Origin of the sequence: Bradyrhizobium sp. (genome assembly GCF_022844465.1) — a bacterium.
In the GTDB taxonomy this organism is placed as follows: Bacteria; Pseudomonadota; Alphaproteobacteria; order Rhizobiales; family Xanthobacteraceae; genus Bradyrhizobium.
The window spans coordinates 17,603-41,409 of record NZ_JALHLP010000019.1 but is presented as its reverse complement, the minus strand read 5'-3'; the positions used below and the strand labels follow the sequence as shown (position 1 = coordinate 41,409).

Annotated in this window: 22 protein-coding genes, 1 tRNA gene and 2 pseudogenes; 13 read left to right on the top strand and 12 right to left on the bottom strand. The window is 62.1% G+C overall.

The window, feature by feature from the left end:
* The first annotated feature begins 88 nt into the window (after positions 1 to 88).
* The gene (gene fahA / locus Q0D31_RS20965) at positions 89 to 1,360 is read left to right on the top strand and encodes a fumarylacetoacetase (RefSeq protein WP_291855487.1); all 1,272 of its coding nucleotides are present in this window, start codon (positions 89 to 91) and stop codon (positions 1,358 to 1,360) included.
* A gap of 122 nt (positions 1,361 to 1,482) precedes the next feature.
* Here the strand turns inward: fahA and Q0D31_RS20960 are convergent, their stop codons facing one another.
* Positions 1,483 to 1,794: a DUF1272 domain-containing protein gene (locus tag Q0D31_RS20960; protein WP_291855484.1), complete on the bottom strand. Its 312-nt coding sequence runs from the start codon at positions 1,792 to 1,794 to the stop codon at positions 1,483 to 1,485.
* Between the two features lie 149 nt (positions 1,795 to 1,943).
* Positions 1,944 to 2,408, bottom strand: a complete 465-nt coding sequence (locus tag Q0D31_RS20955) for an Lrp/AsnC family transcriptional regulator (protein WP_291855481.1) — start codon at positions 2,406 to 2,408, stop codon at positions 1,944 to 1,946.
* A 123-nt stretch (positions 2,409 to 2,531) separates the two neighbouring features.
* Here Q0D31_RS20955 and hppD point away from each other — a divergent pair, with 123 nt between their 5' ends.
* On the top strand, positions 2,532 to 3,650 hold the full coding sequence (gene hppD, locus Q0D31_RS20950; protein ID WP_291855479.1) for a 4-hydroxyphenylpyruvate dioxygenase: 1,119 nt from the start codon (positions 2,532 to 2,534) through the stop codon (positions 3,648 to 3,650).
* Positions 3,651 to 3,749: 99 nt separating this feature from the next.
* Here the strand turns inward: hppD and Q0D31_RS20945 are convergent, their stop codons facing one another.
* The 4 genes from Q0D31_RS20945 to Q0D31_RS20930 form a co-directional block, all read right to left on the bottom strand.
* Positions 3,750 to 4,856: a CaiB/BaiF CoA-transferase family protein gene (locus tag Q0D31_RS20945; protein ID WP_291855476.1), complete on the bottom strand. Its 1,107-nt coding sequence runs from the start codon at positions 4,854 to 4,856 to the stop codon at positions 3,750 to 3,752.
* Positions 4,857 to 5,140: 284 nt separating this feature from the next.
* A complete protein-coding gene (locus Q0D31_RS20940; protein ID WP_291855474.1) occupies positions 5,141 to 5,941 on the bottom strand; it encodes a xanthine dehydrogenase family protein subunit M in 801 nt (266 codons plus the stop codon).
* A gap of 85 nt (positions 5,942 to 6,026) precedes the next feature.
* Positions 6,027 to 8,366: a xanthine dehydrogenase family protein molybdopterin-binding subunit gene (locus Q0D31_RS20935; RefSeq protein ID WP_291855470.1), complete on the bottom strand. Its 2,340-nt coding sequence runs from the start codon at positions 8,364 to 8,366 to the stop codon at positions 6,027 to 6,029.
* Positions 8,367 to 8,449: 83 nt separating this feature from the next.
* Positions 8,450 to 8,935, bottom strand: a complete 486-nt coding sequence (locus Q0D31_RS20930; protein ID WP_291855467.1) for a (2Fe-2S)-binding protein — start codon at positions 8,933 to 8,935, stop codon at positions 8,450 to 8,452.
* 353 nt (positions 8,936 to 9,288) lie between these two features.
* On the opposite strand from Q0D31_RS20930, the gene Q0D31_RS20925 reads away from it, so the two are divergent.
* From Q0D31_RS20925 to Q0D31_RS20915, 3 genes are all read left to right on the top strand, one after another.
* The gene (locus Q0D31_RS20925) at positions 9,289 to 10,791 is read left to right on the top strand and encodes an MFS transporter (RefSeq protein WP_291855464.1); all 1,503 of its coding nucleotides are present in this window, start codon (positions 9,289 to 9,291) and stop codon (positions 10,789 to 10,791) included.
* A 6-nt stretch (positions 10,792 to 10,797) separates the two neighbouring features.
* On the top strand, positions 10,798 to 11,622 hold the full coding sequence (gene otsB, locus Q0D31_RS20920; RefSeq protein WP_291855461.1) for a trehalose-phosphatase: 825 nt from the start codon (positions 10,798 to 10,800) through the stop codon (positions 11,620 to 11,622).
* A gap of 196 nt (positions 11,623 to 11,818) precedes the next feature.
* Positions 11,819 to 13,282, top strand: coding sequence for a trehalose-6-phosphate synthase (locus Q0D31_RS20915; RefSeq protein ID WP_291855457.1), 1,464 nt, complete (start codon positions 11,819 to 11,821; stop codon positions 13,280 to 13,282).
* A gap of 112 nt (positions 13,283 to 13,394) precedes the next feature.
* Here Q0D31_RS20915 and Q0D31_RS20910 read toward each other — a convergent pair.
* A pseudogene (locus Q0D31_RS20910) lies at positions 13,395 to 13,697 on the bottom strand (hypothetical protein).
* Between the two features lie 660 nt (positions 13,698 to 14,357).
* On the opposite strand from Q0D31_RS20910, the gene Q0D31_RS20905 reads away from it, so the two are divergent.
* The 3 genes from Q0D31_RS20905 (at position 14,358) to Q0D31_RS20895 (ending at position 15,864) form a co-directional block, all read left to right on the top strand.
* Positions 14,358 to 14,810, top strand: coding sequence for an Hsp20 family protein (locus tag Q0D31_RS20905; protein ID WP_291855454.1), 453 nt, complete (start codon positions 14,358 to 14,360; stop codon positions 14,808 to 14,810).
* Between the two features lie 97 nt (positions 14,811 to 14,907).
* Positions 14,908 to 15,393 (top strand): Hsp20/alpha crystallin family protein, encoded by a 486-nt coding sequence (locus Q0D31_RS20900; protein WP_291855452.1) that lies wholly within the window; start codon positions 14,908 to 14,910, stop codon positions 15,391 to 15,393.
* A gap of 108 nt (positions 15,394 to 15,501) precedes the next feature.
* Positions 15,502 to 15,864: an SPW repeat protein gene (locus Q0D31_RS20895; protein WP_291855450.1), complete on the top strand. Its 363-nt coding sequence runs from the start codon at positions 15,502 to 15,504 to the stop codon at positions 15,862 to 15,864.
* Between the two features lie 358 nt (positions 15,865 to 16,222).
* On the opposite strand, the gene Q0D31_RS20890 is transcribed toward Q0D31_RS20895, so the two are convergent.
* Together Q0D31_RS20890 and Q0D31_RS20885 are read right to left on the bottom strand one after the other, a co-directional pair.
* Positions 16,223 to 16,714 (bottom strand): helix-turn-helix domain-containing protein, encoded by a 492-nt coding sequence (locus Q0D31_RS20890; protein WP_291855447.1) that lies wholly within the window; start codon positions 16,712 to 16,714, stop codon positions 16,223 to 16,225.
* 62 nt (positions 16,715 to 16,776) lie between these two features.
* A pseudogene (locus Q0D31_RS20885) lies at positions 16,777 to 16,998 on the bottom strand (hypothetical protein); the annotation flags it as partial.
* Positions 16,999 to 17,195: 197 nt separating this feature from the next.
* On the opposite strand from Q0D31_RS20885, the gene Q0D31_RS20880 reads away from it, so the two are divergent.
* A tRNA-Ser gene (locus tag Q0D31_RS20880) sits at positions 17,196 to 17,285 on the top strand.
* A gap of 363 nt (positions 17,286 to 17,648) precedes the next feature.
* Here the strand turns inward: Q0D31_RS20880 and Q0D31_RS20875 are convergent.
* The 3 genes from Q0D31_RS20875 to Q0D31_RS20865 are packed head-to-tail and all read right to left on the bottom strand — an operon-like array spanning position 17,649 to position 19,898.
* Complete coding sequence (locus Q0D31_RS20875) at positions 17,649 to 19,028, bottom strand: exonuclease domain-containing protein (RefSeq protein ID WP_291855445.1); 1,380 nt, start codon at positions 19,026 to 19,028, stop codon at positions 17,649 to 17,651.
* Positions 19,029 to 19,044: 16 nt separating this feature from the next.
* Positions 19,045 to 19,575, bottom strand: a complete 531-nt coding sequence (locus Q0D31_RS20870; RefSeq protein ID WP_291855442.1) for an ImmA/IrrE family metallo-endopeptidase — start codon at positions 19,573 to 19,575, stop codon at positions 19,045 to 19,047.
* Positions 19,572 to 19,898 (bottom strand): helix-turn-helix transcriptional regulator, encoded by a 327-nt coding sequence (locus tag Q0D31_RS20865; RefSeq protein ID WP_291855440.1) that lies wholly within the window; start codon positions 19,896 to 19,898, stop codon positions 19,572 to 19,574. The genes Q0D31_RS20870 and Q0D31_RS20865 overlap by 4 nt, the downstream gene beginning before the upstream one ends.
* Before the next feature lie 184 nt (positions 19,899 to 20,082).
* Here Q0D31_RS20865 and Q0D31_RS20860 point away from each other — a divergent pair, with 184 nt between their 5' ends.
* From Q0D31_RS20860 to Q0D31_RS20845, 4 genes are read left to right on the top strand one after another with little or no spacing between them, the layout of a single operon-like run.
* Positions 20,083 to 21,159 (top strand): CBASS oligonucleotide cyclase, encoded by a 1,077-nt coding sequence (locus tag Q0D31_RS20860; RefSeq protein ID WP_291855438.1) that lies wholly within the window; start codon positions 20,083 to 20,085, stop codon positions 21,157 to 21,159.
* On the top strand, positions 21,159 to 21,659 hold the full coding sequence (locus tag Q0D31_RS20855) for a hypothetical protein (protein ID WP_291855436.1): 501 nt from the start codon (positions 21,159 to 21,161) through the stop codon (positions 21,657 to 21,659). The genes Q0D31_RS20860 and Q0D31_RS20855 overlap by 1 nt, the downstream gene beginning before the upstream one ends.
* Positions 21,656 to 22,537, top strand: a complete 882-nt coding sequence (locus Q0D31_RS20850; protein ID WP_291855434.1) for an ATP-binding protein — start codon at positions 21,656 to 21,658, stop codon at positions 22,535 to 22,537. The genes Q0D31_RS20855 and Q0D31_RS20850 overlap by 4 nt, the downstream gene beginning before the upstream one ends.
* Before the next feature lie 19 nt (positions 22,538 to 22,556).
* Positions 22,557 to 23,702 (top strand): SAVED domain-containing protein, encoded by a 1,146-nt coding sequence (locus tag Q0D31_RS20845; protein ID WP_291855431.1) that lies wholly within the window; start codon positions 22,557 to 22,559, stop codon positions 23,700 to 23,702.
* Positions 23,703 to 23,807: the final 105 nt, after the last annotated feature.

Sequence of the window (23,807 nt, the reverse complement as noted above, 5' to 3'; positions counted from 1 at the left end):
GCAATTGCGCACCTGAGGTCTGGTCCTTCGGACCATCCCGGAATGACGGCCGATATCGTGCGCCATGGTATAAACAGGAAAAATCACTTTGCCCCATCCCAACGACCCCAAACTCCGCTCCTTCATCGACGTCGCGCCCGATTCGCATTTCCCGATCCAGAACCTTCCCTACGGCATCTTTTCCGCCAGGGACGGCCTTGCTCCCCGGGTCGGCGTCGCGATCGGCGACTACGTGCTCGATCTCTGGCAACTCGCGCAGGACTGCCGGTTCGACGTGGTTGAGCCGGCGGTGTTCGCCGCGCCGCAGCTCAACCCGTTCATGGCGCTGGGGCCGAAGGTGTGGTCGAGCACGCGCGCGCGGATCAGCGAGCTTCTGCGGAATGACCATCCCGAGCTGCGTGACAACAAAGAGCTGCGCCGGCGCACGCTTGTGCCGATGGCGGATGCCAAACTGCATCTGCCATTCGCCGTCGCCGGCTACACCGATTTCTATTCGTCGAAAGAGCACGCCACCAATGTCGGGGTGATGTTTCGCGGCAAGAACAATGCGCTGCAGCCGAACTGGCTGCACATGCCGATCGGCTACAACGGCCGCGCATCGACCGTCGTGGTCAGCGGCACGCCGATTCGGCGGCCGCGCGGACAGTTGAAGCCGCCCACGGCCGACGCGCCGAGCTTCGGGCCGTGCCAGCGGCTGGATTTCGAACTCGAAATGGGCGTGGTCGTGGGTCAGCCGTCGGTGATGGGCGAAATGCTCACCGAGGCGCAGGCGGAAGCAATGATCTTCGGCTTCGTGATCCTCAACGACTGGAGTGCCCGCGACATCCAGCAATGGGAATATGTGCCGCTCGGTCCGTTCCAGGCCAAGGCGTTCGGAACCTCCATCAGCCCGTGGGTGGTGACGCGCGAGGCGCTGCAGCCGTTTCGCCTGCATGGTCCGGCGCAGGATCCGAAGCCGCTGCCCTATCTGCAGCAGAAGCAACCGAACAACTATGACCTCCAGCTTGAGGTCGGGCTGTGCGCGGCGCAGATGAATGCGCCCGCGAACATCAGCCGCACAAATTTCAAATACATGTACTGGTCCTCGGTGCAGCAGCTCGTGCATCACGCCTCGTCCGGCTGCGCCATGAATGTCGGCGACCTCTTGGGGTCGGGCACCATCTCCGGCCCGGAAAAGGACCAGCGCGGCAGCCTGCTGGAAATCAGCTGGAATGGCACCGAGCCGGTCGAACTGGCCGCGGGCGTGAAACGATCGTTCCTGGAGGACGGCGATTCGCTGGTCATGCGCGGCTGGTGCCAGGGCGACGGCTATCGCGTCGGCTTCGGCGAGGTCGAGGGGACGATTCTGGGGGCGGAATGACTGGGTCCGTCATTCCGCGATGGTGCGTAAGCACCAGATCTGGAATCTCGAGATTCTCAGGTGCGCAATTGCGCACCGCAGTTCGATGCTTCGCATCGCCCCGGAATGACGGTGGAGGCAATTCACCGCTCCTGCGGCGGAATATCCTTCAGCCGCGCCGAATGCGCGGCGATATCCTCGACGCTGTACCTCAAATGCACGCGCTTGTCCGAGGGCAACTGCTTGCTGACACTGACACCGGGCCGGTGCTCGGTGGCGGGCCGGATCGGCCGTGGCGCGAAGCCGCCGCCGCAGTTGGGGCAGACATTGTGCAGCTTGTTCTCAACGCATTCCGCGCAGAACGTGCATTCGTAGGAACAGATTTGCGCGTCCGTCGCTTTCGGCGGCAGGTCCTTGTCGCAATATTCGCAGTTCGGCCGGAGTTGCAGCGCCATGGTGGTCTCGCTGGTTGGTGCAACGTCGATTATTGCAGATCGTATCGGGGAGGCGAATGACAAATTTCCCTCGAACTGCGCCATGCTTGGAGAGGTCTGAGACCTCATGGTGAGGAGAACCATGCGGCCCGGACACCCCATCAAAGCCGTTACTTCAACGGCAGCCTTGCGCTCTCCTTCAGCCGGTCCAGCACGATCGATGAGCGCACATGGGCGACGCTCTGGTGCGGCATCAAGACATTGTTGACGAGGTTGGAGAGGTCCTTGAGGTCGCGCAGCACGACCTTCAACACGTAGTCGGCGTCGCCGGTCAGCGAATACGCCTCCTGGATGTCGTCGACGCGGCTGACCAGCGCCCGGAATTTCCGGGCGTTGTCGGGCGAATGGGTGGCGAGCGTGATGTGGATGAAGGCGATCAGGTTGAAGCCGAGCGCCTCGCCGGCGAGGTCGGCGTGATAGCCCGCGATCACTTGCTCGTCTTCCAGCCGCATCCGCCGCCGCGAGCATTGCGAGGCCGACAGGCCGACGAGATCGGCTAGCTGCTGGTTGGTCAGCCGGCCATCATCCTGCAGCGCGGCGAGCATCTTGAGATCGAACGCGTCTATCTGGGTCATGCGCAAACCACCAGCTTCATGCACGAAGTGTGCGTTATTATAGCCGTATCGAAGGTAGTTTGCATGCACCTTGCGCCTGATTTGACCGATATTGACCTCGATCAAATTTCGGGAGCTCCAGCCATGGGTCCATTTCCGCACGACGGGCCGGCCTCCGTCATCAGCGCCGACAACCCGATGGGGACCGACGGTTTCGAATTCGTCGAATACGCGCACCCACGCCCCGAAGAGTTGCACGCGCTGTTCAGGCTGATGGGCTATGCTCCGGTTGCCCGCCACAGGACCAAGAAGATTGTCGTCTACCGCCAGGGCGACATCAACTATCTCGTCAACGAGGCGCCCGGGACCCATGGCCACGGCTTCGTGGCGGCGCACGGGCCGTGCGCGCCGTCAATGGGATTTCGCGTGGTGGATGCGCGACGGGCCTATGAGCGGGCGCTGTCGCTCGGCGCGAAGGCCGCCGACGTTTCTTCCGCGCAGAAGGCGCTCGATGTCCCCGCCATCGAGGGTATCGGCGGCAGCCTGCTCTATTTCGTTGATCGCTACGGCGCCAGCGGCTCGGCCTATGACGCCGAGTTCGAATGGCTCGACGTCCGCGACCCCCGGCCCGCGGGTGCGGGGCTCTATTACATCGACCACCTCACCCACAACGTCCATCGCGGCCGCATGGACGTCTGGACCGGTTTCTACGAAAGACTGTTCAAGTTCCGCCAGATCCGCTTTTTCGATATCGAAGGCCGCGCTTCCGGGCTGTTCTCGCGGGCGCTGACCAGCCCGGACGGCAAGATCAGGATTCCGATCAACGAGGACGCCGGGGATTCCGGGCAGATCGAGGAGTATCTTGCGAGCTATCGCGGCGAGGGCATCCAGCACATCGCCTGCGGCGCGCGCGACATCTACCTGACCGTCGAACGGCTGCGCGACGCGGGATTGCCGTTCATGCCGTCGCCGCCCGATACCTATTTCGACAAGATCGACGCGCGGCTGCCTGGCCATGGCGAGGACGTCGCCCGCCTGCGGCGCGACGGCATCCTGATCGATGGCGAGGGCGTCGTCGACGGCGGTCACACCAAGGTGCTGCTGCAGATTTTCTCGGCCAACGCGATCGGCCCGATCTTCTTCGAGTTCATCCAGCGCAAGGGCGACGACGGCTTCGGCGAGGGCAATTTCAAGGCGCTGTTCGAATCGATCGAGGAGGACCAGATCCGCCGGGGCGTGCTGAAGGTAGGGAATGCGGCGTAGGCCGTTGTTCTCGTCGTCATTCCGGGGCGATGCGAAGCATCGAGCCCGGAATCTCGAGATTCCGGGTTCGCTCGTTCCACGAGCGCCCCGGAATGACCGCTATCTCTTCCACGCCTTCGTCAGTTCCCCGATATCCGCCGCCTGCGCATCCCGGATCGCCGACGGCGTGCGCGAAAATCGCGGGGCGGGGGCGGGCTGGGTGACGCCGTGACGCTCGACGAAGATCTTGCGCGCGGCGTTGTGCGGATGCTTCGGCGCTTCCGCCATGGTCAGGATCGGCGCAAAGCAGATATCGGTGCCTTCCATGACCTTGCACCATTGCTCGCGGGTCTTGCTCTTGAACACCTTCGCAAGCTTGTCCCTCAGCGCCGGCCAGGCCTTGCGGTCCATCTGGGCATCGAAATCGGCATCGGCGAGATCGGCGTGTTTGCGCAGCAGGGCGTAGAACTGCGGTTCGATCGAGCCGATCGAGATGAAATTGCCGCAGGAACATTCATAGATGCCGTAGAAGTGCGCGCCGCCGTCAAGGAAATTCTGCTCGCGTCCCTCGACCCAGCGGCCCATCGCGGTCATGTCGAAGAACATCGACATCAGCGACGCCGCGCCGTCGCACATCGCGGCGTCGACCACCTGGCCCTTGCCGGACTTTGACGCCTCCAGCAGCGCGGCCAGCACGCCGACCACGAGATAGAGCGCGCCGCCGCCGAAATCGCCGACGAGATTGAGCGGGGGCACCGGCTTCTCTTTGGTGCCGATCGCCGCCAGCGCGCCGGTCACCGAAATGTAGTTGATGTCGTGGCCGGCGGCGTGCGCCAGCGGGCCTTCCTGGCCCCAGCCGGTCATGCGGCCGTACACGAGACGGGGGTTGCGGGCGCTTACGACATCCGGCCCCAGTCCCAGCCGCTCCATCACGCCGGGGCGAAAGCCTTCGATCAGCGCGTCGGCGCTGGCGAGCAGGTCCAGCACCTGCGTCACCGCGGCCTTGTCCTTAAGGTCGAGTTCGACGACCTTGCGGCCGCGCCCTGCCACCGATTTCAGGCTCTTGCCGGCGCCGACCCGATCCAGCGTCACGACCTCCGCGCCCATGTCGGCCAGCATCATGCAGGCGAACGGGCCCGGGCCGATGCCGGCGAATTCGACGATGCGGAAACCGGCCAGCGGGCCGGAGGCGCGGGTAGCGGATTGGGCGGCTGGTTTGTCGAGCACGTTGTTTTCTCTCCCAAGGGAGGCGCCACAAGAAGCGCCTCGATTGCATCTTTAGAGCATGATCCGGAAAAGTGTGCAGCGGTTTTCCGAAAAGATCATGCTCAAACAAGGAGCTAAAGCGCGATGACGATTCATCCCAATCTCATCGCGCTTTAGGCAAAGTGTCCCGCCGAAGCGCGGCCATGGCAAGCCATTTGCGAGAGCCGGGCGTGAGATTCGGACCTGGATGCGAAAGCGGCGCGCATTGCTGCGCGCCGCTTGAACCGAAACTTGTCGAGGCGCTGTCAGCCCGTGGCCGTCACCGCGCGCTGCGCCATCACCTTGACCAGGTTGGCGCGGTAGGCCGCCGAGCCATGAATGTCGGCGAGCAGGCCGTCGGTGGAAATCTTGACGCTGTCGATCGCGGACGCCGACCAGTTTGCCTTGAGGGCGGCCTCGATCGCGGGAACCCGCATCACGCCGTTTTGCGACGCGCCGGTGGCGGCGACCCTGACATCGCCTGACCTGGTTTTGGTTACGAACACGCCGGTCAGCGCGAAACGCGAGGCGGGATGGCGCATCTTGGCGTAGCCCGCCTTGGCCGGGACCGGGAACGACACCGCGGTGATGATCTCGCCATCGCCGAGGGCGGTCGTGAACAGTCCCTTGAAGAAGTCGTCCGCCGATATCGCGCGCTTGTTGGTCTTCACCGTCGCGCCAAGCGAAACCAGCGCGGCGGGAAAATCCGCGGCCGGGTCGTTGTTGGCGATCGACCCGCCGATCGTGCCGCGATAGCGCACCGCGGGATCGCCGATCACGGAGGCGAGGTGGGCAAGCGCGGGAATCGACTTCTTGACGTCGGCGCTTTGCGCGATGGCGAAATAGGTCGTCGCCGCCTTGATCGTCAGCGTGTCGGCCGCCGCCTCGATGCCGACCAGTTCCTTGATCCTGCCGAGATCGACCACGTCGGACGGCGAGGCCAGCCGCTGCTTCATCACTGGAATCAGCGTGTGGCCGCCGGCGAGGTATTTCGATTCCGAGCCCTTGGCGAACATGGCCGCGGCTTCGTCGACTGACGCGGGCCGATGATAGGTGGTCTGGTACATAAGCGTGCTCCCTGAAATTTTGTCTCTTGTCCCCTCCGTCATTCCGGGGTGCGCCGCCTGCGCGCAAACCCGGAATTCCGAGGAGTTAACCGTGGATCGCATGCCAGACGCGGTCGGGCGTCGCCGGCATTTCGAGCTTGTTGTTGCCGATCGCATCGGTGATGGCGTTGATCACCGCAGCCGACGCGCCGATCGCGCCGGCTTCGCCGCAGCCCTTGACGCCGAGCGGATTGCCCGGGCACAGCGTCGTGGTGTGCGACAGCTTGAACGACGGCAGATCGTCGGCGCGCGGCATGGCATAGTCCATGAACGAGGCCGTCAGCAGCTGGCCGGACGGATCGTACACCGCGCCTTCGAGCAGCGCCTGGCCGATGCCCTGGGCGAGCCCGCCATGGACCTGCCCCTCGACGATCATCGGGTTGATCAGCCGCCCGAAATCGTCCGCCGCGACGAAGTTGACGAACGAGATCTTGCCGGTGGCGGAATCCACTTCGAGCTCGCAGATATAGGCGCCGGCCGGGAAGGTGAAGTTGGTCGGGTCGTAGAACGCGCCTTCCTTCAGGCCCGGCTCCATCCCGTCGGGCAGGTTGTGGGCGGTGTAGGCGGCCAGCGCGACCATCGGCAGCGCGATCGACTTGTCGGTGCCGGTGACCTTGAACTCGCCGTTCTCGATCACGATGTCGTTCTCGGAGGCTTCGAGCGCGTGGGCCGCGATCTTCTTGGCCTTGGCCTCGACCTTCTCCATCGCCTTCAGGATCGCGGTCAGGCCGACGGCGGCCGAGCGCGAACCATAAGTGCCCATGCCGAACTGGACCTTGTCGGTATCGCCATGGACGATCTGCACCTGGCTGATCGGAACGCCGAGACGCTGGGCCACCAGCTGGCAGAACGTCGTCTCATGGCCCTGGCCGTGGCTGTGCGAACCGGTGAGGATTTCGATGGTGCCGACCGGGTTGACGCGCACTTCGGCGGATTCCCAAAGCCCGACGCCGGCCCCGAGGCTGCCGACGGCCTTCGACGGCGCGATGCCGCAGGCCTCGATATAGCAGGAGAGGCCGATGCCGCGCAGCTTGCCCTCGGACTTCGCTTTCGCCTTGCGGCCGGCGAAACCGGCATAGTCGATCGCCTTGATCGCGGAGTCGAGCGAAGCGCCGAAATCGCCGATGTCATAGGCCATGATAACCGGCGTCTGGTGCGGAAACTGGGTGATGAAGTTCTTGCGGCGCAGTTCGGCCGGATCGACCTTCAACTGCCGCGCCGCCGTCTCCATCAGCCGTTCCACCACGAAACTCGCTTCCGGCCGGCCGGCGCCGCGATAGGCGTCGACCGGTACGGTGTTGGTGTAGACGCTGATCACCTCGGCGAAGATGTTGGGGATGTTGTACTGGCCCGACAGCAGCGTCGCATAGAGATAGGTCGGCACCGAGGAGGAAAACAGCGACATGTAGGCGCCGAGATTGGCGTAGGTCTTGACCCGCAGCCCGGTGATCTTGTTGTTCTTGTCGAAGGCCATCTCCGCCTTGGTGACGTGGTCGCGGCCGTGCGCGTCGGTCAGGAAGGCTTCGGAGCGGTCGCCGGTCCACTTCACCGGGCGGCCGACCTTCTTCGAGGCCCACAGCGCCACCATCTCCTCAGGATAGATGAAGATCTTGGAGCCGAACCCGCCGCCGACGTCGGGGGCCACCACCCGCAGCTTGTGCTCCTGCGCGATATTGTAGAACGCCGACAGCACGAGGCGGGCGACATGCGGATTCTGCGATGTCGTGTGCAGCGTGAAGTGTTCTTCCGGCTCGTTGTATTCGGCGATCGCCGCCCGCGGCTCCATCGCATTCGGAACCAGGCGATTATTGGTGATGTCGAGCGAAACCACGTTGGCCGCCGACTTGAACGCCGCGTCGGTCGCGGCTTCCTCGCCGATGGTCCAGTCGTAGATCACGTTGCCCGGCGCCTCCGGGTGCAGTTGCGGCGCGCCCGGCTTGATCGCCGCGCGAATGTCGGCGGCGGCCGGCAGTTCCTCGTAGTTGACGACCACGGCTTCGGCTGCGTCGCGGGCCTGGTTCTTGGTCTCGGCGATGACGACGGCGACCGCCTGGCCGACGAAACGCACGGTTTCCGGCGCCATCGCCGGCCATGCGCCCATCTTCATGCCGGTGCCGTCCTTGGAGGTGATGGCCCAGCCGCAGATCAAATTGCCGATCTTGTCGTCGACGATCTGCCGGCCGGTGAGCACGCCGACCACGCCTGGCATCTTCATCGCCGCCGACGTATCGACGCTCTTTATCTTTGCGTGAGCATGAGGGCTGCGGACGAAATGCGCATGCGTCATGCCCAACACCTTGATGTCGTCGACGTAGCGTCCCTTGCCGGTGATGAAACGGCGGTCTTCCTTGCGCACGACACTTGCGCCAATGCCTTCAAAGCCCATGTCCTGTCCTCCCAACCGAAATTATTGTTTGCGCGGTTTCTGTCGAAACGCGGCCTTGATTCGGATTCGATGGCTCGCCGATGCTATTCGGCCGCCTGCGACACCGTCATGCGGCCGGCGGCATCGAGCACCGACTTGACGATATTGTGGTAGCCGGTGCAGCGGCAGATGTTGCCTTCCAGCTCTTGCCGGACGGTAGCCTCGTCGAGCTTGCCACCGTGGCGGTTCACAATGTCGATGGCGGACATGATCATGCCGGGGGTGCAATAACCGCACTGCAGGCCGTGATTGTCGCGAAACGCCGCCTGCATCGGGTGCAGCTCGTCGCCCCTGGCAATGCCCTCGATGGTGGTGACGTTCGATCCGGCGGCCTGGCCTGCCATGACCGTGCAGGCTTTCACGGCCTGGCCGTCCATGTGGACGACGCAGGCGCCGCACTGGCTGGTGTCGCAGCCGACATGGGTGCCCGTCAAGTTGAGATTGTTGCGCAGGAGGTCGACCAGGAGGGTCCGGTCCTCGACCTCGACCGAGACGGATTTTCCGTTCACCGTCAGCTTGACTGTAGACACGCGTGGTACCTCCCCGTGTTTTTTGATTACTCTGATTAGAGACATCGCGGCTGGAACTTGCAACTGGGATTTTTGGTCGCGGCTGTCATTGTGATGACATTCCGCGCGCTGTCGAAGATCGTGAGGCGGAAGTCGGCCCGACCCTCCTGATCCTGGTGTGCCGGCACGGCGGCGCTCTCGCGATCGGACGCCGACCTCGCGGCTTCCTCTGCTGCAATGCGGGAACCCTGGCTTCGCGCAGGCGTTATCGTGCAGTTTTCCGAGCGTGTCGCGGATACAATATTAGCCGCAAATCATGGGTAGAGGACCGCTGGGTTGGCCCTCACGGGCTCGGTCCTCAGTGGTCGAATCCGATGGAAGTGCAACCGACATGGAAAGCTGAAGAAGCGGGCGGGGGCGCCCGCGTTGCCGCCTCGATAGCGGGAGGTGATGAACGCGTTGTAGAGACCGCGATACCGGCCCGGCTCGATCGCCTGCGCTGGGGTGGCTTCCATACCCGCGTCGTGCTCGCGCTTGGGATCACCTGGATCCTTGACGGCCTCGAAGTCACCCTCGCGGGGGCGTTGTCCGGCGCGCTGAAGGAAAGCCCGACGCTGCAGTTTTCCAATCTCGATGTCGGTATCGCCAACAGCGCGTATCTGGCGGGGGCGGTGATCGGCGCGCTCGGCTTTGGCTGGCTGACGGATCGGATCGGGCGCAAGAAGCTGTTCTTCATCACCCTGGCGCTCTATCTGACCGCGACCGCGGCCACGGCGCTGTCGTGGAGCCTGGCAAGCTACGCGCTGTTCCGGTTCCTGACCGGCGCAGGCATCGGCGGCGAATACACCGCGATCAATTCGACGATCCAGGAACTGGTCCCGGCGCGCTACCGCGGATGGACCGACCTCGTCATCAATGGCAGCTTCTGGCTCGGCGCAGCACTGGGTGCGGTCGCGGCCATCGTGCTGCTCGACCCCAAGGTCATCGCGCCCGATCTCGGATGGCGGGTGGCCTATCTTGGCGGCGCGGGCCTCGGCCTGATCGTCTTGCTGATGCGGATGTGGATTCCGGAAAGCCCGCGATGGCTGATGATCCATGGCCGCCCCGATCAGGCGCATGCCATCGTCGACGAGATCGAGAAATCGGCGGTCGGGCATCCCGACGCCCAGCCCTACCAAGTGCTGCCCAAGGTCCGCCTGAAGATGCGCAGCCATACGCCGCTTGGCGAGGTCGCGCGCACCCTGCTCACGACCTACCGCAAACGCTCCATGGTAGGATTGGCGCTGATGGGCGCCCAGGCGTTCTTCTACAACGCCATCTTCTTCACGTTTGCGCTGGTGCTGACCGACTTCTTCGGCATCCCGGCAAACAATGTCGGCTGGTACATCCTGCCGTTTGCGGCCGGAAACTTTCTGGGCCCGCTGCTGCTCGGGCGGCTGTTCGATACGCTGGGCCGCCGCACGATGATCACTTTCACTTATGGCGTCTCGGGCGTCCTGCTGGCGCTTTCAGGCTACCTGTTTTCGATCGGGGCGCTCACCGCGCAAACCCAGACCATCGCCTGGATGGTCATTTTCTTCTTTGCCTCGCCGGCGGCCAGCGCCGCCTATCTCACCGTCAGCGAGACGTTTCCGCTCGAGGTGCGCGCGCTGGCGATTGCGCTGTTCTACGCGATCGGCACCGGAATTGGCGGCGTCGCAGGGCCGGCGCTGTTCGGCGCGCTGATCGATACCGGCTCGCGCAACAGCGTCTTCGCCGGCTATCTGTTCGGATCGGCGTTGATGATCGGGGCCGCCTTTGTCGCGTGGCGATATGCCATCGCGGCCGAGCGCAAGCCGCTGGAATCTGTCGCACGGCCGCTCGCTTTTGTGGAGTAGGATGAGATGAAGCAGGAATTTGCCGAAATGGCATTGAACAAGGCAATCGCGGATAACGACGAGGCTGTCCCGTCGCCGCGCGCGCAGGTGCCGCGTCTGAGCCATGCCGCGATCCTGCTCGACATCGACGGCACGCTGCTTGACCTGGCGGCCACGCCGCGGGAGGTCTTCCTGCCGCCGGGGCTCGCGGCAACGTTGAATCGCCTGCTGGAAAGGACCAATGGCGCGCTGGCGCTGGTCAGCGGCCGCTCGCTGCACGATATCGACCTGATTTTCGCGCCCGATTGGTTCCCCGCCGTCGGCGGCCACGGCGCTGAAATGCGGATCGCGCCCGGCAACGAGCTGGTGGCCGCTCGCGCGCCGCCGATGGACGATGAGCTGAAGCGCCGTTTGGCTGCGATCGCGAAGATCAGCCCGGGAATATTGCTGGAGGACAAGGGCTATTCGCTGGCGCTGCATTATCGCCTCGCGCCTGACGCGGAAGAGGCGATCTATGCGGCGGTGTCGCAGATCAGGGCGGATCTTCCCACCGCGCCGATCGAGGTGCTGCCCGGAAAATGCGTCTGCGAAATCAAGCATTCCGGCTTCACAAAGGCCAGCGGCGTGCTTGAATTGATGGAACACGATCCTTTCAGGGGTCGCCGCCCATTCTTTATCGGCGACGATGTGACCGACGAGACGGTGTTTGCGATCATGCCCGACCTGGACGGTCTGGCATTCTCCGTCGGCCGTCGCGCGCAGGGCGTCGCCGGCCATTTCGATGCGCCTCGCGACGTCCGGGAATTTCTCGCGCGGCTGCTTGACGACGAAACCGACGCACCACCGCCATAATGTGAACCTTGTCGGCGGTTTTCCGACACATATTCTCACCGGTGCTGCCGAGGTTCGCGGCTATTTTTCTTTTCTTGAGTTCCGATCACATGCCGTCGCTTCCCAGCCCGAATTTGGTTTCAATTCGTTGAAAGGGTGACACTGAACCATATTGGTGAATAACTGTTAACGCGAACGAACAAACAGGAGGTGACCTGTGAATCTCGTCGTCGTTTCAAACCGCGTTTCGCGCGGAAAGCCCAGCGAACCCATGACAGGCGGCCTGGCCGCGGCGCTGCTCCCGATTGTGGAGAAATCGGGCGCGATCTGGGTCGGCTCCAGCGGACGGGTGCGCGACGGGAACCAGAAGGAACCCTTTGCTGAAATCGAAGCGCTGGGCGCCGGCGCGCTGGCGATGCTCGACCTTCCTGCCGCCCATTACGGTGGTTATTACGAGGGATTTGCGAATTCGGCCCTGTGGCCGGCGCTGCATTCCCGCCCGGATCTCATTCGCGCCTCGCAGGAGGACTACCACAGCTATCGCGAGGTGAACGCCTTCATGGCGCGGGCGCTGCTGCGATTCCGAAAATCCGATTCGGCGTTCTGGATTCAGGATTACCATTTTCTCGCGCTCGGTGCGGAACTGAGGGCGCTCGGGGTTGCGCAGCCGGTCGGCTTTTTCCTCCACACGCCGTGGCCGACGCGCGCCGTGATATCAGGCGTGCCGAACCATCGCGAGCTGATCGAGGCGATGCTGGCCTATGACCTGATCGGCTTCCAGACCGAGGAGGATTGCGAGAACTTCCGGGCTTGCGTGCAATCGGATCTCGGGCTCGCGGCGCATGGCGGTATCGTCCGTTCGCACCACGGCCGAACGCGCCTTTCGGTGTTCCCGATCGGCATCGACCCGCAGCAGTTCGCCCAGCTGGCCAGCAAGGCCTCGACCCATCCGGAGGTCTCGCGGCTGCGCCGAAGCCTGAACGGCGAGAAGCTCGCGATCGGGGTCGACCGTCTGGATTACTCCAAGGGGCTGGTCAACCGCATCAAGGCGTTCGACCGGATGTGGAGCTTGCATCCGTCGCTGGCGCGCGCGGCTTCGCTGCTGCAGATCGCGACCCCTTCGCGCGGCGCCATCGAGGCCTACGGCAATCTCCAGAGCGAGGTGGCCAAGCTCGTCAGCGACGTCAACGGCCGGCATGGCGAGGTCGACTGGACGCCGATCCGCTATCTCAACAAGGGTTACGGCCAGGCCGTGCTCGCGGGCCTCTATCGCACCGCGCAGGTCGGCGTGGTGACGCCGATGCAGGACGGCATGAACCTCGTCGCCAAGGAATATGTCGCCGCGCAAAGCCCGGCCGATCCGGGCGTGCTGGTGCTGTCGAAATTCGCCGGCGCCGCCAACGAGCTCGACGCGGCGCTCTTGGTCAACCCGCATGACATCGACGGCATGGCCCGCACCATCGCGGTTGCGCTGTCGATGCCGCTCACGGAGCGTCGGATGCGCTGGGAAGCGATGATGGACAAGTTGCGCTCCGGTACGGTTCAGCAATGGTTCGCTGATTTCACCGACGCGCTGTGGGATAGCCGGCTCGACCGGGAGCCAGCGGAAGCCGTCATCGCCGAGTCGCCGGCATTGGCGCCGTTGCGCTCGGTCAACACCGGCGCCGCGCGGTACCATTAAAGCGTTTTCCAGCGAAGTGGAAACCGGTTCGCGTCAAGAAAACGCGTCAATCGAGAATCTAGAGCCCCGTTTCGATTCCATCGAAACGGAAAAGGCTCTAGGTTCGCGTCGATCAGTGGCAATAGGCGACGCCATCCAGGATCGGGCAGCGCGCCTTGTTCGGCGCGCTCGGATTTTCCAATGGCACCACGCCCTTGCCCTGGCCGACGAACACGCCGGGTCCGTTCACGACCTACGACTTGCTGCCGATGATGACGCTCGGATGCGGCGAGGCCAGCCTTGATCGCGAGCCGTCGGTCCAGACGATGGCGTCGCCGGCAAAGATGCCGCGCCTGCCGTCATCGCAGCTCACATCGACCCCGTGACGCGAACACGCCTGGGCCTTCGCCGGAGCGATCATGGCCCCGGCAAACATCGAAATCCGGAACAATATCTTCGGCGCGGAATGCCGGCCTTCGATCGCTGGCACGGTGGAACCTGGTGCTTTGGCCCGGGATCGTCCGCTGCGGCGCTTCCGTCTGAACGACAGGGTTCGAACTGCTATGCTGCTTCGGTCTTGTCCGCTGCGCACCGGCCGCTTCGCTTGCGCGGAATAGCATCGGGATCGCGACAAAAGCCGCGAGTAGACCATGCATCGTTCTTCCTCCACATCCTCCCGAAAGCAATGTGGACCGCCTAACCGCCATCTCCCGGCGGGATCTGGCGCCAATCCTATAATGGCCTTGGCGGCGTTGGATTTAGGAAATCAGCGCGCGCGGTCAAGAGTGCGAACGTCGGCCCGCGCTTGGCCGTGGGCTTCCGGCCATGGGTTCGAAGGCGGCAAATGTCGGTGGCTCGACAGATCTAGGCGCGGCCAGTTCAGGCAGCACGCATTCCGCATGATGGCTCGCAAAGCCGCTTCGGTGTCGAAAAATTTGACACGCGCATCGGCTGCGATCTTGAAACCAAGCCGTACGCTTCTAGTTCTTTGAGTGTCACAAGCGTGACGCCGGATGCCCATCAGGGTCCGGCCGAGGCCGCCGGAAACATCCCGGCGTTGCTCCTAATCCATGTTGCTCAGAAGGAGGATGTGGTTATGAGGACCTACGATCTGTCTCCGTTCTGGCGTTCGAGCGTCGGGTTCGATCGCCTGTTCGACCTCGTCAACGAGACGATGAACGACAGCGACAATTATCCGCTGTATGACATCGCTCGCATCGGCGAGGACCAGTACCAGATTTCACTGGCGCTGGCCGGCTTCAGCCCGGAGGAGGTTACCATCACCGCCGAGCAATCGACTCTCACGGTCGAGGGCCGCAAGGCGAACAAGGGTGATCACCAGTACCTGTATCAGGGAATCTCAGTGCGGCCGTTCCGCCGCGTCTTCAACTTGGCGGAGTATGTCCAAGTAAAGGACGCCACCTTCGAAAACGGCATGCTGAAGATAAGCCTGGTTCGGGAAGTGCCGGAGGCGATGAAGCCGCGTCGCATCGCGATCGAAATCGCCGGCAAAGAACACCAGCAAATCGAGCAGAAGCAGGCGGCCTGACGGAGTTCCGTTCAAGGCTGTCGAACTGCCTGTGCGTGGCATGGCCACCGCACGGGTGAGTTCTGTCCAGTGATCTGTCGAACAAAGGAGGACAACTATGGCACTACGCGATCTGATTCCGTGGAATAACGATGGCACTCGTGGCCTGAGACTGCACCGCAATGAGGCAAATCCGTTCCTCGAGCTTCACCGCGAGATGAATCGGCTCTTCGACGCGTTCCGTTCGTTCGATGTCGCTCCGCTCAGCTCACAAGCGATGGGCTGGCCGAGTGTCGAGGTCAACGAGACCGAAAAGGAGGTCAAGGTCATCGCTGAACTTCCCGGTCTCCAGGAAAAGGACGTCAATGTCGAACTGCGGGACGGTCTGTTGACCATTAGCGGCGAGAAGAAGAGCGAGACCGAGGACAAGGAGCGCCGCTTCAGCGAGCGCTACTACGGACGCTTCGAGCGTTCCATCCCGATCGATGACGTCGATCAGGAAAAGGTCGGAGCGTCATTCAAGGACGGGGTTCTCACCGTCACGCTGGCGAAACTACCCACCGAGAAGCAAAAGGTGAAACGTATCGCCATCAACGGCAGGTAACCGCAGGGCGAGCGGGAGCTTCGCGCTCTCGCTCCCGCCAGTGGTTCAATTTGGAAGAGAGTGATCCTCGAAGGCACTCAACGAAAGGAGCAATAAGGAGTTGCAGCCATGAACATCGTCTGGAAGAAAGAAATGATCGCGGATTTGGTAAGCCTTGTGATCGGCCTCGGGCTGTTCTTGTCGCCATGGGTTTTTGGGTTCTCCGCCGAAAGCCCCATGAACTGGAATGCCTGGCTGAGCGGCATCCTGATCGCCGCGCTTGCCTTGGTAGCGCTGGCGGCGTTTGCCGAATGGCCGGAGTGGCTAACTCTCGCGGCTGGTGTTTGGGTCGTGGTGTCGCCCTGGGTGGTGCAGTTCTCGTCTAACGCAACCGTGACGCCGCTCCACGTCATCGCGGGAATCGTTGTAGTGGTCGTCGCTGCTTTGCGACTCTGGTTTCTGCACCAGGGCCATCCCCGCGTGACAGCCTGATGCCCAGTGAGGGGAGGCCGCTGCCCGGCCTCCCCTCGTCTTATGCCGCGCAGTGGGCACAGTGTTCGTGAGTTGGACGATCGCGGTGAGCACGCGAGTTGATCTCGCGCCGGGGCGTGGCCGGCAGTTTGCGTGCAGTGTTGGCTTCTTTTCACTAGCTGCCGCAGGATGCCCAGGGACGCTCCTGAACGGCCGAGTCGGGGAAAGCGATTCCCATATTTCAGTACAGCAACCGTTCTTGCCCTTGCTTGCCGACTTCGCTCCGATCTATCCGGGGTACTATCCCTACTACCCCAGGAGCAGAAATCTTGCGCCCAAACTCGGTGCACTAATTGATCATGTGTGCAAGCATCCTGGCTCAAGTAGGTGGGAGAGATGTTGATAGCCGAGCATGTTGGCGCGCGGCCCTTGGCGCCTCTCCGAAACGCTGCCGAAACCGTCTGTTGAAATGCGACAGGTCTGAGAATCCCACGCTCAGCGCGGTATCGATGCGCAACTCTGTTGAAGCGGGATCGCTGAGCAGTCGATGCGCTGCCGCGAGCCGAAGCTTCATAACGCGGACACTGTAAGACCGACCCGAACTCTCCAGTAATCGTTCAAGATAGCGGATGGATTTGCCAAGCGCCGTAGCAACGCTGCTCGACATCAGATCAAGTTCAAAGTAATGCCGCTCGATGTAGGCAAGGGCGGCCGCTAGGCGCGCGGCTTGGATGGATCTCTCGCGGACCTCAGCAGCTTCCTTGTTTGATCCGCTCAGGATCAGGTGAGTAATGTCAATGAGATGGCGATGTGCCGCAGCAGCAGTGCCCGGCTCCAGATTGCTCCTCAGCTTTTGATCGAGCAGCCCCAAGTACCCAATGGCACCACGCCCTTGCCCTGGCCGACGAACACGCCGGGTCCGTTCACGACCTACGACTTGCTGCCGATGATGACGCTCGGATGCGGCGAGGCCAGGCTCGACCGCGAGCCGTCGGCCCAGACGATGGCGTCGCCCGCGAAGATGCCGCGCCTGCCGTCGTCGCAGATGACATCCACCCCCTGACGCGAACAGACCTGAGCCATGGCCGGCGAGATGGTGGACCCGGCAAACGCCGAAGCCAGGAGGGCGAATAGAAGCGTCCGCGCGATAGTCATGCTGTCCTCCATCCTTGGCTTGGCGTCGGGGTTGCCAATGGTCGTCGGCATGGGCTGGATTTCGGTTCAAGGCGCCCTCCCGCCTGATGCCGATCGTGCCGAACTTGTCGAATAAATTCAATTAATCGAGTAAATTACAGCCGCCGCCGTCGGGGTCCCTTGCAAAATCGGCTCTGCCCCTTCAAGAGAAAGCCTCCGGAGAGATGGCCGAGTGGCTTAAGGCGCACGCTTGGAAAGCGTGTGTGCGGGAAACCGTACCGTGGGTTCGAATCCCACTCTCTCCGCCACCTTGACCGAAGCCACATACTCTCCGCGTGAGCCTGTGGGCAATTAAGCCCAACAGCGGCAGCGATTTCTCATTTGATTTCCGGACTCCTTCTCGGCAGGGCGCGCTCAATTCTCCGAAAGGCCCATTTATCTCTGAAGCTCTGGACTCCGCGGATTCGGTACGGTTCTCAAAAACCCAACGTTTCGAAGGGCCTATAAATTTCAGCGAAAAGAGGTTCGGCTGCTACTCTCGGATAAGCGAAAGCTACTGATTTCTAAGCGACGCTCGCAGACTCGGTAACGTCATTGGCGAAGCCCATAGGTCCGGCCAAAATGAAGCAGGCAAATTGGCACCCGCAGACGTCAAGGTTCGCCGGGACCGCCTACCGCGTCAGAAGCTCTTCCCGCAACGCCTGGATGGTTTCGTGCTGGGCGACCGGCGCCGCCGCCATTAACTGTTCAAGCTCCGCAAGCGCGCGGGGCACGGTCATCCAAGGAAAGTCACCCTCGCCGCCACGGACACGCCTGGACACCTCCGCGTCGAAGTCGTCTCGGTCGGTACGACGCAACAGGTCGGGACGCTCGAAATAGACGAGGCGGCGCCCAAGCCGACGCAGGCGAGTGTCCGATAGGCGCATCGCAATATCGAGCCTGTGTTTCCAAGGCGAAGAGTGAAAGTCCCGGCAGAGTTTGAGATCCTCGTCCGAAGGCCAGCCCTTCCCGTAGATCTGCAGTTCGACATGCTCAGACGGGCCATAGATCCGTTCGCTCGACACCGCGGCAGTAGTCAGTCGCGCGATGAAGTCCTCATCGGCTTGGATACTTTGCGCGAGACGCGTGAGTTCGTCTTCGTCCGAAGGGGTCAGGTGCTCGTGGTCAAGTTCCCACAGAGGGCAAAGAAACGGTGAACCGTTTACTTTCAGCTTTCTGATAGGTGAGTCGTATCCTCTAGCGATCTCCGCGAGTTCGTCATCAGAAAGTGCGCGCAGGGCCCCGATATCTTTTGTAAGGTCCAAGCAGTAATGCAGATTTTGGTCCGATGGACTGATCGCGATCCGCGTGAGCGGTCTGACGCACCGTTTACCTCCGAAGTTGTCGAAGTAGCCGAATGCGGGTTCCATGGCGATGAAATCCACGACGACCGCCTTCGATGCGAAGCGTATGAAGCTCGACCAAAGGTCCGGTGCACCCTCGCGCACGCGCTGACAGAGTTGCAAGGTAAGCTCGACGTCTTGCATCGCATTGTGGGCCTGTTTGATCGCCAAGCCGTTCGCAGCGGCTAAGTCGGCAAGCCGGAAGACCGACCTTCCTTCGCCATCTAGGGGCACGACGAGGACGCCCGGACGTAACATGGCGACCGCGCGCATTAGGTTCAACACGTCCGCCCTAGCGTTACGGTTCGTGTTGGTCAGAAATGTCGGATGGAGGCACTGGTAGAATGCCTGACGGAGAAACTCTTCGTCGAATCTGATCGAATTGTAGCCAAGAAAGACTGTCGGCGACCAACCCAACAATGTTTTTTGAATCTCGCACACCATTTCATAATGGGATGGTCGCCCATTTTCGGTAATCTCCTTGAGGGAGACACCAGTGAGCAGGAGTGCCTTTGGTGATGGTACAACGTAAGGCAGCAGTCGCGATCGCAACTCGATCCGCGCTGTCGGTACTAGATCTTCGTCGGTCCGCACGGCGCCGAAGTGCAAAATCTGATCAAATCGCTTGTTGAGGCCGGTGGTTTCTACATCGTAGATAACGAAACTCAACGGACCCTCGCGCGGCTTAGTCGTTGTTTAGTCGATGCTGGAGCGCCATTAGACTGACGCGAAACTTCTTCGCCAGCGGCATTAAGACATCGACATCCTCAAGGTCGAGCTTCCTGTCACCGACTGCCGTCGACAGGAAGGCCTCAGGCATGAGAAGTTCGGCCGCGAACGCGTTGGCTTCTACTTCAGCGGAATCGGTTCCGGTCGCGGAAACCGGATCTCGACGGAGAGACGTTTGATCCACTCGAAGCGAGCCCTTGTCGACGTGCACCGCGGTTTCAAGCTCGGGGCGGTGTAGTTGGATATGCGCGAGTTCGTGGGCCAACGTGAAACGCTGTCTATTGGGATGGTGCAACGAATTTACGCCGATCATTGGTATGCCGTTCTTGATGAACGCCATACCGGACAGTTCGTCGTCGAACGGCGCGTATTCGACCTTCACCCCCAGAGATCTTGCGATACGCTCGACTGGGACTGGCGGTGACTTGATTCCAAATTCCTGGATCAATTTGCGCGCCTCGGCGCGCGCGCGGGGTTTGTCGGTCATGATTTCCTCTTCCCGGCGCGCCTTACGAAATCCTCGATCACCGCCTTCTGTCGATCGTTCACATCGCTTCGAACGAAGTTGACCGGTGCAGTTTCAAACGCGAACGTCTTCGGTATCAGGTCGAGAACGGAATCGACCTTGAGCGCCGCGGCGAGCTTGTAGACGTGATGTAGTAGAATTTTTTGTCGTCCGGTTTCCAGATTTGCCAAGGACGCGCGGCTTAGGCCGATCTGACGGGCGACTTCAGCTTGCGTCAACCCCAGCTCGTCGCGACGCTTGGCTGCGCGCGATCCCAGCAGCTTATAGACGTCCATGTCGCTCATAGGGACGAGAAGAATCGATCAGGCTGAATCTGTCAATGGGGCAAACAACGATGTGTTTGTGTAGCAAACAAATAATTCGAAAACTGATACATTTGTCAATTATACCCTAGACTCTCTCCGGGCGGAAGCGTCTACTCGGGATGATCACCCTCGGGCCGCGTGCCCTAACCGATAGGGCAGGCCTATGAATGTCCAAGATCTGCGCACCCAGGCGCGCCGGCCGGCCGATCCCGTCACCCAGCACAGCCGCTCCCATCGCCGGCTTGCTGCTTTCGTGGACTGGATCAAGCCGGAGCAAGGGACCCGGGAAACCATCCAGAAGCAGGCTGCCGACATTCGCCGGGTGATTTCCGCCCGAGCCGGCGCTGACGGTTTGTCCGTTCTGGCAACTCCCGATAGCGGTTCGTTCGCCAAGCACACCGGCCTGCGCCGTCATATGCGCGGTGATCTCGAAGTCGAGGGGCTGGATGTCGATCTGCCCTTCGTTGTGAAACCGGCCACGGCGGAAGGCGAGCGCATCGCTGAATTGCTGCAGCGCTTCGACGGCTACGCGGAAGCGAGCTACCCCACCACGCCGCGCCGTATCACCGCGAGTTCTGTCGAGCTGCAGTTCACCGCGACCAAGCTCAATTACGATCTCGTGCCGATGCTGGTGGCGCCAATCGCAGATCACCAGATCATCCTGAAGAAGGACGGCACGCGCCGCCTGACCTCGGTCGCCAAGCACACCGAGTTTGTTCGCCGCCGCAGCCGCGCCAGTGACGCCCTCGAAGGCCGGGTCAAATTTAACGAGTGCATCCGGCTGCTGAAGTGGTGGCGTTGCGTCCGCCTCGGCGAGTCCGGCACCATCGACGAGGTCCGTACGATGCTGATCGAGTTACTCTGCGCCTATGCCTATGACCGTTTCAAGGTCCAGTACACCTACACCGAGACACTGTTCCAGTGGTTCAGCTTTCTAGCGTCGGTGACGGCGCAGCGCACGCAGATATCGTTCAGCGACTATCCCACGGTCGAAGCGTTCCGCGAGAACGCACCCGGGAATCCGCAATGGCGTGTGATCGACCCGGTCAACGTCAATAACAACGTCGTCCACGGGGACTGGCGCAATATCGAGCTGCAGGAATTTGCTTCTTGGTTCGCTACCGCGCGCGATGCCTTTGCCCGGCTGATAGCGCATGAAAACGCTGGGAATAACGGCACCGTCGACGCGATCCTGGCCGAGCAGTTCGGCAATCCCATCCTCGCCCATGGAGCGCTCTAATGAACGGAGTGATGACAGCCACCCGCAGCCGGACCGACACCTTCACCGATGCGCGGCTCGCGGCGGTGATGCCAGAGGTCGGCGCCGATTTCTACGCCATGGCGGGCGCCGGGCTGATCACGCTCGCGACCGCGCAGAGCTGGGCCGAGGAGCTCACCTTCATCCTCAAGCACCGCGGCGCGCAGCATTTTCAGGTTCAATTGCATTGTTCGGGCCGAGCAACGATCGCGCTCGATTACCGGGTCCGTAGCGATGGCACCGTGCATGAGTGCGCCACGGGCGGCGGCATCGACTATTTCTCGCTCCCGGCCGGCACGCGCGCCGGTTTGTTTGTCACCATCGACGATAACGCGCCACATGCTGCTACTGTGCGGGTCTATACCGCCCAGCGTGGCTGGGGAACGAACGGACAAGCCGTGGCGGGCGATCCGATGCGCGACCGCGCCTATTCCAAGGATGGATACGGCGTTGTGCGCGGGAAGGTCGGCGTCTGGCCATGAGTGAATTGCGACTTCTGGAGACGATTCATCCCACCAAGGAGGGTGAGCACGACTTCGAGGCGCTGTTTGGCATCGACGCAATTAAGGAATCGCTGGCCGACGAGTTAGCGCTGATCCTCGACCGCAAGCGCCTCGACGACTGGGGTAAGCGGCATCACAGCGGCGGCCTCGGCATCCTCAACATCACCAAAGGAACCCTACCGCTGATCCTGCTGTCGGGCGATGTCGGCTGCGGCAAGACCGCGCTGGCCTCCTGTATCGCGACGCCGGTGGCACGCGCGATTGATCAGCGCATCGTGTGCCTCGAAACGCCTTCGGATATTCGCGGCGGCGGCCATGTAGGCGAGTTGTCGTCGCGGGTCACCGATGCTTTCACCCAAGCCAAGAGCCGCGCTGCCGCGGTCGGACGGGCAATCCTCGTCATCGATGAAGCCGACGACCTCGCCACCGGCCGCAGCCAGATGCAGGCCCATCACGAAGACCGTGCAGGCGTCAACGTGCTCATCAAGCAGATCAACCAGCTTTCCGCCAGCCCGGCGCCGATCGCGCTGATTATGATCACCAACCGCCCGGACGTGCTTGATCCCGCCGTGCTACGCCGTGCCGCGCTTCGCCTCAACTTTCAGCGCCCGAACGAAGCAGCCCGATTTGCGGTTTTTCAACGCCTGTTGCACGGCACGTCCACGACGGAGACGCAGCTCCAGGAGCTTGTGAAACTGACTGTGAAAAAGCCGCAATATACCTTTTCCGACCTGACTGACCGCATCGCGCGGCTCGCCTTGCGCCGATGTTGGAAAGCCAACCAGCCGTTCGGCGTCGCCGCCCTCAAAGCCGCCATTGCCGAGATCGAGCCATCGCCCTTGATGGCGGCCTCTTAACAGGGTGTGGACGGCGCGGATGGCAAAGAAAGCAAACAAGCCGACCAAGCGAAGGTATACGGATCGCACGCTCAAACTCTTATGGGGGCGTGCCGCCGGGCGATGCGCGATACCTGAGTGCCGCGTCGAGCTCTACGCCGAAGCTACCGATTACGATCCGATCGTCGTGATCGGCGAGATTGCGCATGTCGCGGCGGCGGGTGCGCAAGGCCCGCGCGTCGCGCCGTTGATGAGCGACGCCGATAAGAACGCCTACGACAATCTCATGCTGCTTTGCCAGAACTGCCATGGGCGCGTCGACGGCCAGCCGTTTTTTCATTCAGTCGCGCGATTGCTCGATATCAAACAGGCCCATGAGGCATGGGTGCGGGCGTCGTTGCCCGAACGCGGACGTTCTCGCACCGGCTGGAGCGCGCTTGTTCTGCGTGGCGATCATCCCTTGGATATGGCAACGATGGAAGCGGCGCTGTCCCCCGACTTCGCCATAGCCGCGCCACAGATCCTCTCGGTCCCCATGAATTCGGATTGGCCCGACGCGGACAAGAAAATCGCGACGGCGGCCCGTATCCTCTTAGCCGGGGACGATGCGTTCGATAAGCGCATCGCGGTGTTTCCGATCGCGCCCGTGAGCGCCTGTCTCGCGTTCGGCTATCATATCACCAGCCGTCCCCATGTTCGCCTCTTCCAGCATCATCGCGACGAACAATCTTGGGCGTGGCCGCGGCGAACGCTGCCGCCGGACGATACCATCGTCACCGGGTTGGATGGCGACAGCCGCGATGCCGACGCAGTAACCTTCGCGTTTCATTTCAGTGCTGCCGTTACCGACGAAACACTCATGGAAGCCGGTGCGCCGCTGACCTGCCGTATCAACATCGGGATCGAATCACCATCTACGATCTGGCTGCAGCATCCCGAGCAAATGACGCGCGCGGTCTCCGCAACGCGTCGCGCCTTCGAAGCCGGGATGCGTCTCCATCCCCGGGCCCGGCGCTGGCATCTCTTTTACGCTGGGCCCGCGCCGCTCGCTGTTGCAATTGGACAGCAAATTAATCCGACGATGTATCCTGCGGTGCAACTTTATGAATATCGGCACAAAGAGTTGCCGCGCTATCGACCAAGCATCCTTCTCGGCGCCTCAGCAAATCGGGCGTTTGGATGCTAAGAAATTCCATAATATTCGATTGGCGAAATGAAACTGTAGCAGCAAAGCTAAAATGTCAGCACTGAGCAAAGTAGAGATGTCAGTTTCCGTTCCGTTTTGGGAGTT

Bases quoted from the DNA above. Each gene is read 5' to 3' on its own strand.
- Q0D31_RS20955 (WP_291855481.1), bottom strand. From the start codon at position 2,408: ATGACCCAGATAGACGCGTTCGATCTCAAGATGCTCGCCGCGCTGCAG.
- Q0D31_RS20940 (WP_291855474.1), bottom strand. From the start codon at position 5,941: ATGTACCAGACCACCTATCATCGGCCCGCGTCAGTCGACGAAGCCGCG.
- Q0D31_RS20935 (WP_291855470.1), bottom strand. From the start codon at position 8,366: ATGGGCTTTGAAGGCATTGGCGCAAGTGTCGTGCGCAAGGAAGACCGC.
- Q0D31_RS20855 (WP_291855436.1), top strand. From the start codon at position 21,159: ATGAACGGAGTGATGACAGCCACCCGCAGCCGGACCGACACCTTCACC.
- Q0D31_RS20895 (WP_291855450.1), top strand. From the start codon at position 15,502: ATGAACATCGTCTGGAAGAAAGAAATGATCGCGGATTTGGTAAGCCTT.
- hppD (WP_291855479.1), top strand. From the start codon at position 2,532: ATGGGTCCATTTCCGCACGACGGGCCGGCCTCCGTCATCAGCGCCGAC.
- Q0D31_RS20865 (WP_291855440.1), bottom strand. From the start codon at position 19,898: ATGAGCGACATGGACGTCTATAAGCTGCTGGGATCGCGCGCAGCCAAG.
- Q0D31_RS20860 (WP_291855438.1), top strand. From the start codon at position 20,083: ATGAATGTCCAAGATCTGCGCACCCAGGCGCGCCGGCCGGCCGATCCC.
- Q0D31_RS20870 (WP_291855442.1), bottom strand. From the start codon at position 19,575: ATGACCGACAAACCCCGCGCGCGCGCCGAGGCGCGCAAATTGATCCAG.
- Q0D31_RS20850 (WP_291855434.1), top strand. From the start codon at position 21,656: ATGAGTGAATTGCGACTTCTGGAGACGATTCATCCCACCAAGGAGGGT.
- Q0D31_RS20925 (WP_291855464.1), top strand. From the start codon at position 9,289: ATGGAAGTGCAACCGACATGGAAAGCTGAAGAAGCGGGCGGGGGCGCC.
- Q0D31_RS20960 (WP_291855484.1), bottom strand. From the start codon at position 1,794: ATGGCGCTGCAACTCCGGCCGAACTGCGAATATTGCGACAAGGACCTG.
- otsB (WP_291855461.1), top strand. From the start codon at position 10,798: ATGAAGCAGGAATTTGCCGAAATGGCATTGAACAAGGCAATCGCGGAT.
- Q0D31_RS20905 (WP_291855454.1), top strand. From the start codon at position 14,358: ATGAGGACCTACGATCTGTCTCCGTTCTGGCGTTCGAGCGTCGGGTTC.
- Q0D31_RS20845 (WP_291855431.1), top strand. From the start codon at position 22,557: ATGGCAAAGAAAGCAAACAAGCCGACCAAGCGAAGGTATACGGATCGC.
- Q0D31_RS20900 (WP_291855452.1), top strand. From the start codon at position 14,908: ATGGCACTACGCGATCTGATTCCGTGGAATAACGATGGCACTCGTGGC.